Raw genomic sequence first — 6,237 nt, forward strand, 5'->3', positions numbered from 1 at the left:
GTTGTTTTTTATCATTTTGAAGAAGGAAACCCTAGCGATAGCGAATAAGCGAAGCAAATCACACTCGTCATTTCTCATTAAAAATTTATAATCTTTGTCGACTCACTAGTGTGATTTCTCCCTTTGGTCGAAATGACAAACTATATGGTAACTTTGGATTACTTTAAAAATTTAAGCTTCCGCTAATTTATTTACAAACTCCAAACGAACACTTCCGTCTTCATCAATTTTAGTTAAATTAATTTCCTGCAGCGTATTTATTAATTCAGGATTCCATGGTGTTTTTACTTTTACGTAATTCTCTGTAAAACCATGAATATAACCTTCTTTATTTTCTCCTTCAAAAAGAACTGTTCTGTTTGTTCCTAATTGGGTTTCATAAAATGCACGACGTTTTTTTACAGATAAACCGCGAAGCATTTTACTTCTTTTTGCTCTTACATTTGCAGGAACAACTCCAGGCATATCTATAGCTTCTGTATTATCTCTTTCAGAATAGGTGAAGACGTGTAAATACGAAATATCCATTTCGTTTAAGAAATGATACGTTTCTAAGAAATGTTCATCTGTTTCTCCAGGAAAACCAACAATTACGTCAACTCCTATACAAGCATGAGGCATCACTTCACGAATTTTATTCACTCGTTCTGTATACACTTCACGCAAATAACGACGTTTCATTAATTTCAAGATATCATTGCTTCCTGATTGCAACGGAATATGGAAATGCGGTACAAAAGTGCGGCTTTTTGAAACAAATTCTATCGTTTCATTTTTCAACAAGTTTGGCTCGATAGATGAAATTCTTAAACGTTCAATACCTTCAACTTTATCTAAAGCTTGAACTAATTCTAGAAAAGTATGTTCGTGTTTTTTATTTCCAAACTCTCCTTTTCCGTAATCTCCAATATTAACACCGGTTAAAACAATTTCTTTAATATTTTGAGCTGAAATTTCTTTAGCGTTCTGCAAAACGTTTTCTAAAGCATCACTTCTAGAAATTCCTCTTGCCAAAGGAATTGTACAATAGGTACATTTATAATCGCAACCGTCTTGAACTTTCAAGAAAGCTCGAGTACGATCTCCTATTGAATAACTTCCAACATAAAAATCAGCTTCAGCAATCTCGCATGAATGAACTTCACCCATGTCATTTTTGCTTAAGTCATGAATATAATCTGTAATCTTAAACTTTTCTGTAGCGCCAAGAACCAAATCAACTCCGTCAACATTTGCTAATTCTTCAGGTTTTAACTGCGCATAACATCCCACGGCTGCAACAAATGCCTTGTCATTAAGTTTCATTGCTTTCTTTACTACCTGCTTAAACTGCTTATCGGCATTATCTGTTACTGAACAAGTATTGATTACATAAATGTCTGCAACTTCTTCAAAATCGACACGGTCGAATCCTTCGTCATTAAAATTTCTGGCAATTGTAGATGTTTCTGAAAAATTCAGTTTACATCCAAGCGTATAAAAAGCAACTTTTTTTCTATTTTCCATGGGAACACACTACGTTTTAAGCAGTAAGATATTATATTTATGTCTCTTTTAAAGAGTTTGCAAATTTACGTACAATATTCTTTAAAATGAAATCAATAATACACTATATATCAATATTTTGCATTAAACGTCTATTTAAAATCGTCTTAATTAACCATATCGCAAATCGCAGGCATAATTAATTCTAAAAAAACAAAATCACGATTCAATAAGAATAAAATGACAAAAACATCGATTAAATGCAAATTACATCGATAAAGTGCGTTTTTTTCAAGTATTGGCTTAAAATTTTCTTACATTTAACTTTGTTTAAGTCTTTAGCAAGATTTAATTCGGATTCTAAAATAAATGACCGTTATTACTAATATTATAACAATTCGAACATAACAATTTTGAAATTCAATCGTTATGTTGTTGTTTTGTTACAAAAAGCATGGGAACGCCGAAAACCAGAAAGAGTAGGCAAAAATTAAAAATTACAAATTCCATTATGAAAGCATTTTTACCCACAATCTGCTTAATGTTCTTAACCATCTTTAGTTCGCAAGCGCAAACTAATACTCCTGCTGCAAATCCATTTCCGTCTATCAGTACCTTAACAACTTGGGCGAGCTTAAATTCTCAATCTCAATTTGATATTGCTATTCGTGCAGTTGGATTTAAATTTGAAGTAAAAGAACCAGGCGAAGGATCTACAGCTTATACTTATATTCGTAAAGTTACGGTAAACGAAGTAAACTATACAGACAGAATTGTTTACAGAATTACAAACAATAACTCAGCAAGTATTATTTCATTAGTAACAGCTTCAACTGATTTGGTAAGTTTATACACACCTCAATTGGCTACTTTTAAAAATAACAACTGTAAAACTGAAATGTCTAAAGACAAAAACACAACTTGCAGCTGCTACGAAAGTGCAAACTTTGCGATTGACTTATGCGACGAGCGTGTTAAATTGACAATGGGAGACGGAAATAAGTATTTTGTTTCTGTAGCTAAAAAATAAAATACTTTTCAGGTATTTATAAAAACTTCGAGCTGTTTTCCAAATCTTTGCAAATCTTAAACGAGATGAGTTTACAAAGATTTGGGACACAATTCTTAGAACAATATTATACGTTTGGATTCTTTAATTCGTACCAAACTTCTAATTCTTCTTCATGCTCAAAAGAATTTACATATCGTAAACCTAATTTTTCGAGTGTTTTTCTTGAATTCTCATTTCCAGCATCTGCATAGGCATAAACTGCATCTGCTTTTAAATCATTAAAAGCATAATCTATAAAAGCTTTTCCAGCTTCAGTTGCATATCCTTTTCCCCAATGTTTCTCTATAAAGCGATAACCAATCTCATAGAAATTTTTATGGTTGTTGATTTCATCGGTAATAAATTTAATTCCAGACCAACCTAAAAACTCATTTGTTTCTTTTAGAATTACTGCCCAGCGTCCAGTTCCAAAATCTTTATATTGCTGCTGAAGATTTTCGATGTATGCCGCACTTTGTTCAATGGCAGTAACAGGTTTATTTCCGATGTAAATATGAACATTCGGATTAGAGTCTAATTCGAACATTCCATCAACGTCTGAAATAATTACCTCACGCAATAGCAAACGCTCAGTTTCGATTGGTTTTTTCATAAAAAATTAATTTAGAATATATTTTTGTACTACTTCGGCAACACCATCATTATTATTTGAAGCCACAATTACGTTTGCTCTATCACGCAATTCAGGCGTAACATTATCGACCCAAACACCTAAACCAGCATATTCAATCATTGTTAAATCATTTCCTGCATTTCCAACCGCAATAATTTCACTTTGATGAATATTCAGCTTTTCGGCCAAAAGTTTTAAACTAGCAGCTTTATCAATTCCCTGCTGTGCTGCTTCCAAGAAAAACGGTTTAGACATCGAAACACTCAAATGCGGCATTGCTTCAATTAAATCATTTTCCACGGTTTTTAGATAGACCGGATTTTCAAGTAAAATACATTTTACAGCTGGTCGATCAATGTAATCTTTAAAGTTTGCCACTTTGCGATGCGTCATTCTTGTAATTTCCTTTTCAACTTCGATATATTCAGAATCTGTTTCGCTTATAATTTCATCATCCAAATAGGTTATGATATGCGTTTTCGTTTTCACACTGTAATCATACAAATCGTGAATTTGTTCAACAGTCAATTTCTGCTCAAATAAAACTTGATCATCTTTTGCCTGACTTATAATAGCACCATTAAACGAAATTATATAGGAATCATTCAAATCTAGTTCTAATTCCTTAGCATAAGAAGTCATTGCAGAAGTTGGTCTTCCAGAAGCCAAAACGACATAAACACCTTTTGCCTGAGCTTGTAAAAGTACCTTTTTATTTAAATCTGATATTTTATGATCATCTGTCAACAAGGTATCATCCATGTCGAGAACTAACATTTTGTATTGCATGCTTTTTTTGTTTTCAGCGCTCAGTCTCCGTTTTCTATTTCCATTGTGACTGAAGACTTCTTTTAAATACTCATTCTGAAATCTTCGATAACTGGATTCGCTTTTGCAAAATCTGTTTCTTGAATAAAAATCTCAACAGCAAGATCTGTACGAGGGAAACCTCCTAAACGAGACGATTGAATATTATCTTTTTTAACTGTTTCTACACCCGCTTCTTCTAATTTTCCTTGTAAAGCAATTGCTAAAACTTCACTTCCTGAATACACCTTCATTAATCCCATAACACTTTATTTTTTAATTCTAATTTCTGACTATTCTTCCTCTTCAATATCTTCTTCGTCCTCATCCAATTCTTCTTCACCTTCTTCATCCATATCGAAAAAATAAGGCTCTAACAGCATTTTATCTGTCAGAATCTCGATACGTTCTGTCAAAGTTTCAGCAAAAACTATACGCTGTGTTTTTGCAATGCTGTTTGAAATACGCATTATTTTAGTTTCATGACGCAATTTCAAAATAGGATCTGCATCGTCAAGAATAAACATTTTTAAACGGTTTACATTGTAACCTGCCGTCGAAAACATGTCGCTTAATTTATTTGGTGTTCCAATTAAAACATCAATTCCCGTAGAAATATAATTTTTATCGTAATCCATGTCACCTTTATCGTGTACACCGTAAACCTCAAGATTAGTATATTTTCCATACTTTTCAAAAAGCTCTTCCATTGCAAGAACCTTTTCTTTATCTTCAACAATAATCAAAGCACGAGGCGATTCTTCGGTTTTTCCTGCCAATTGCTGAATAACATTCAATACAATCGTAGTTGTTTTACCACTTCCTTCCGGAGAAACAATTAAACAATCCGCACCACTTTTTATAGTCGAAAAAGTTTCCTGCTGTAAAGCATTTGCTTCTGTTAAACCATTCTCAATTAGGGCGTCCTGTAATTTCTCGTTTATTTTTTTTAGTTTCATTTTTTTATGCTTTAAGCTTTAAGCTATACGCCGTAAGCAAAAATTATTTATAATTTTAACAGCCAAAAGCGTAAAGCTTATAGCCTATTTCGCGAAGCACCTATTTGCTTGCAAACATTTTAACATCATTTTCAGAAATTTCGTTTCCTCCTAAAATAATCAATCTTTCGACTACATTTCGAAGCTCACGAATATTTCCTGTCCAATCGTATTCTTGCAATAATTTTATGGCTTGCGCCGAAAATCCTTTTACAGAATTTCCCTGCTCTGAAGCAATTTTTTCTGCAAAATGTGTTATCAAAGCTGGTATATCGTCACGTCTTTCATTTAATGGCGGTACTTTTATTAATATAACTGCCAAACGATGGTATAAATCTTCACGGAAACGACCTTCGGCAATTTCTGTTTTCAAATCTTTATTGGTTGCAGCAACCACACGAACATCAACTTTAATATCCTTTTCTGCCCCGACTCTAGTAATCATATTTTCCTGAAGTGCGCGCAAAACTTTGGCTTGCGCCGAAAGACTCATATCACCAATTTCATCTAAGAAAATAGTTCCTTTATCAGCAGCTTCAAACTTTCCAGCACGATCTTTAACCGCCGATGTAAAAGCACCTTTTACGTGCCCGAACAATTCACTTTCGATCAATTCGCTCGGAATTGCAGCACAGTTAACTTCGATTAAAGGGTAATTAGAGCGCTCACTTTTTTCATGCAATTGATGTGCGACTAATTCTTTACCTGTTCCGTTTGGACCAGTAATTAAAACTCTGGCTTCTGTTGGAGCTACTTTATCAATCATCACTTTAATATGATTAATTGATTCGCTCTCGCCTATCATTTCATAATTCTTACTGACTTTTTTCTTTAGAATTTTATTCTCGACAACTAATTGTTTTTTATCTAAAGCATTACGAACTGTATTTAGCAAACGATTTAAATCTGGCGGTTTTGAAATGTAATCAAAAGCTCCTAAACGCATTGTATGAATCGCCGTTTCCATATCGCCATGACCTGAGATCATAACCATCGGAATTTCTGGTTTTATTTTTTTTGCTTCTTCTAAAACCTCAACACCATCCATTTTTGGCATTTTAATATCACACAGAACCAAATCGTAATCGTTGTTTTTTATTTTTTCAAGACCTGCAACTCCATCTTCAGCTTCATCAACTTGATACGAATCATTTTCTTCTGATAATATTTTTACCAAAACTCTTCTGATTGCTGCTTCGTCTTCGATAATTAGTATTTTACTCATTTTTTCTTCTAAGGTTCAAAGTTGCAAAGGTATAGAG

The 6,237-nt window shown here is 33.3% G+C and carries 7 protein-coding genes; 1 reads left to right on the top strand and 6 read right to left on the bottom strand.

All coding sequences use genetic code 11. The features are described from left to right. Positions 1–171 precede the first annotated feature (171 nt). Positions 172–1,506 carry a tRNA (N(6)-L-threonylcarbamoyladenosine(37)-C(2))-methylthiotransferase MtaB gene (mtaB, locus tag B0A81_RS01095; protein WP_089056283.1) on the bottom strand — a complete coding sequence of 445 codons (1,335 nt, stop codon included), beginning with the start codon at positions 1,504–1,506 and terminating at the stop codon, positions 172–174. Between the two features lie 490 nt (positions 1,507–1,996). On the opposite strand from mtaB, the gene B0A81_RS01100 reads away from it, so the two are divergent. Then, positions 1,997–2,515, top strand: coding sequence for a hypothetical protein (locus B0A81_RS01100; RefSeq protein WP_089053087.1), 519 nt, complete (start codon positions 1,997–1,999; stop codon positions 2,513–2,515). 106 nt (positions 2,516–2,621) lie between these two features. On the opposite strand, the gene B0A81_RS01105 is transcribed toward B0A81_RS01100, so the two are convergent. From B0A81_RS01105 to B0A81_RS01125, 5 genes are all read right to left on the bottom strand, one after another. Further along, entirely contained in the window at positions 2,622–3,149 is a 528-nt protein-coding gene (locus tag B0A81_RS01105) for a GNAT family N-acetyltransferase (RefSeq protein ID WP_089056284.1), read from the bottom strand. Positions 3,150–3,155: 6 nt separating this feature from the next. After that, the gene (locus B0A81_RS01110; protein ID WP_089056285.1) at positions 3,156–3,959 is read right to left on the bottom strand and encodes a Cof-type HAD-IIB family hydrolase; all 804 of its coding nucleotides are present in this window, start codon (positions 3,957–3,959) and stop codon (positions 3,156–3,158) included. Positions 3,960–4,021: 62 nt separating this feature from the next. Beyond that, positions 4,022–4,240, bottom strand: coding sequence for a putative signal transducing protein (locus B0A81_RS01115; RefSeq protein ID WP_089056286.1), 219 nt, complete (start codon positions 4,238–4,240; stop codon positions 4,022–4,024). Between the two features lie 30 nt (positions 4,241–4,270). Beyond that, positions 4,271–4,936: a DEAD/DEAH box helicase gene (locus tag B0A81_RS01120; RefSeq protein ID WP_089056287.1), complete on the bottom strand. Its 666-nt coding sequence runs from the start codon at positions 4,934–4,936 to the stop codon at positions 4,271–4,273. Between the two features lie 100 nt (positions 4,937–5,036). Next, a complete protein-coding gene (locus B0A81_RS01125) occupies positions 5,037–6,200 on the bottom strand; it encodes a sigma-54-dependent transcriptional regulator (protein ID WP_089056288.1) in 1,164 nt (387 codons plus the stop codon). Positions 6,201–6,237: the final 37 nt, after the last annotated feature.

The sequence above is a fragment of the Flavobacterium plurextorum genome, from assembly GCF_002217395.1.
GTDB classification, from domain to species: Bacteria; Bacteroidota; Bacteroidia; order Flavobacteriales; family Flavobacteriaceae; genus Flavobacterium; species Flavobacterium plurextorum.

Coding starts and splice junctions, on each gene's coding strand:
- mtaB (WP_089056283.1), bottom strand. CDS start 1,506: ATGGAAAATAGAAAAAAAGTTGCTTTTTATACGCTTGGATGTAAACTG.
- B0A81_RS01100 (WP_089053087.1), top strand. CDS start 1,997: ATGAAAGCATTTTTACCCACAATCTGCTTAATGTTCTTAACCATCTTT.
- B0A81_RS01105 (WP_089056284.1), bottom strand. CDS start 3,149: ATGAAAAAACCAATCGAAACTGAGCGTTTGCTATTGCGTGAGGTAATT.
- B0A81_RS01110 (WP_089056285.1), bottom strand. CDS start 3,959: ATGCAATACAAAATGTTAGTTCTCGACATGGATGATACCTTGTTGACA.
- B0A81_RS01115 (WP_089056286.1), bottom strand. CDS start 4,240: ATGGGATTAATGAAGGTGTATTCAGGAAGTGAAGTTTTAGCAATTGCT.
- B0A81_RS01120 (WP_089056287.1), bottom strand. CDS start 4,936: ATGAAACTAAAAAAAATAAACGAGAAATTACAGGACGCCCTAATTGAG.
- B0A81_RS01125 (WP_089056288.1), bottom strand. CDS start 6,200: ATGAGTAAAATACTAATTATCGAAGACGAAGCAGCAATCAGAAGAGTT.